The sequence below is a fragment of the Plasticicumulans sp. genome (assembly GCF_035331805.1).
Taxonomy (GTDB): Bacteria; Pseudomonadota; Gammaproteobacteria; order Competibacterales; family Competibacteraceae; genus Plasticicumulans.
In genome coordinates, this window is record NZ_DAOLKE010000492.1 from 1 (window position 1) to 2,072 (window position 2,072).

The 2,072-nt window shown below is 70.8% G+C and carries 1 pseudogene; it reads right to left on the reverse strand.

Annotation, left to right across the window (positions count from 1 at the left end):
• Positions 1–62: 62 nt before the first annotated feature.
• A pseudogene (locus tag PKE44_RS18730) lies at positions 63–2,072 on the reverse strand (serine/threonine protein kinase); the annotation flags it as partial.

The following is a 2,072-nucleotide window of genomic DNA, read 5'->3' on the forward strand; positions in this document are numbered from 1 at the left end:
TGCCGGAGGCACGGCTGCGGCTCAGCGCGCGCAGTTCATACAGCGGCGCCGGCATCGGGGCGTCAGGGCAGCGTCGCCAGCGGCACGCGGTAGAGCGCGTCGCCGGGGTCGGCGTCGCCGAAGCGCACCCAGTTGGCGGTGTCGTTGTGGTAGGTCTCGTACAGGCGGATCTTCGATTCCAGCTCCTGGATGAAGTCCTCCTGCTCGGCGACGCTCCACGACAGCCACAGGTCTTCGGTCAGGTTCAGCACCTTGCTCTTGTACGGCAGGCCGTCGAGGAATTCGCCGAGCAGGCCGGTGGCGTACAGGTTGCGCGGGGTCTTCGTCTCCTGGCCGCGCGTGAAGCTGGCGCTGGCCGAGGCGACCTCCTGGAAGAAGTCCTTCGGGCTCTTCTGCGCGCGGCGTGCGGACTCGACGATGGTCTTCAGGCCCTGCTGCAGGTCATTGAGCTGCAGCTTGGTCAGCAGCACGCAGACCTGGAAGCTCGGCACGTCGGGCCGCGCCGGATCGCGGTCGGCAACCCAGGCCGAGACCACGCCCGGCGGCCGGGCGGCGGTCTTGGCGCCGAGGAAGTCCATGCGCAGCGCATAGCCGAGGGCGGCGGTCTTGTCGGCGACCCCGGCGTAACCGGCATCGATGTCCGGCGCCGGGGCGTCCTGACCGGCGGCGGTGTCGCGCACGATGTCGACGAGCTTGCCGACGATGGTCTCGACCGCATCGCCGAAGGCACCGACATCGCCGCCGCTGACCGGCACGTACAGCGAGCCGATCTGCGGGTTCGGGTCGGCGGCGAGCGTGCGGTACTGGGTTTCGGCCGAGGCGTGGTTGTTGCGCCCGGCCGGCGTCTTCAGGTGCAGCACGATCAGGTGCACGCCCTTGGCGAGCGCGGCGGCGCGCACCTCGGCCTCGTTCATCTGCGTGGCGCCGAGCGGATCGTTCTTGCGCAGCGCCCCGGCGTCGGTGATCAGGATCGCGACGCGCGCGCCGTAGGGCTTCCAGTCCATGCGCTCGACGGCATCCATGACGCCGGCGAAGGCATCCTCATTGAAGGAGTGGCTGGAAACCTCGGTCGCGACGATCTGCTGCGCATCGCTCATGACCTGCGCCGGCGTGGTGGCGGGCGACAGCGGCTCGAACACGCGCGACACGTATTCGAGGCCGGGCGTCTTCGTGACGCTGCTGCGGAAGGCGACGAGGCCGATGCCGACCTTGTCGGTCAGCTTCTCGCGCGCCAGGCGGTCGTAGATCTTGCGGATCGCGGTGCGGGCGCGGTCGAGGTAGGGGTTCATCGAGCGCGTCGTGTCGAACACGAACACGACGCCGGTGCGGAAGGCATCGGCAGCCGGCGGCGCGGCGGCCGGCGGCGCCGAGGCGCCCGGATCGACGGTCGCGACCTGCAGCAGCGACAGCGGCTGGCCGTCGGCGCCGAAGGTCTCGGTGTGATCGAAGATCGGCAGCAGGTAGAAGCGCTGGTCGGCGATCGCGGTCGCGGCCGGCTCCAGCGCCACGACCGGCACGCCGGGCACGGCACTGCCTTTCGCCGCGGCGATCTTCTTCTGCCAGTCGCGCACCACCTGCCGCGCATCGGACTGCACGAACAGGTTTTCGAGCGGTGCGCGCTCGCCGAAGAACATCACCGGGTCACGGCCGCTGCGCTCGGTGAACTTCAGCGTCAGCGTCTGGCGCCAGTCGTAGCCCTTGCTGCCGTCCATCCAGCCCTCGGCGCGGCCGTCGCTGGCACCGCCGATGCGCAGCCAGGTGCCGCCGCCGACGCTGCGCCGCTCGTAGACGTAGTAGATCGCGAACGGATCGAGCGCATGCAGCTGCCGGCCGCCGGGCGCATCGAAGAGCGCCGCGCCGGGACCGAGCACGACGCGCTGGAACAGCGTCTTCTTGCCGGGGATCAGCAGCGGGCGGTTGCCGCTCGCGACCGGAGCGTCCTGCGTACGCGGCGGCTCGGCGACCGGCGGTTTCGGCTCGGGCGGCGTCTGCACGAGCGGCGGCTGTGGTTCGGAAGGCGGGGTCTGCGCGACCGGCGGCTTCGGTTCGGAAGGCGGCGTCTGCGCAACCGG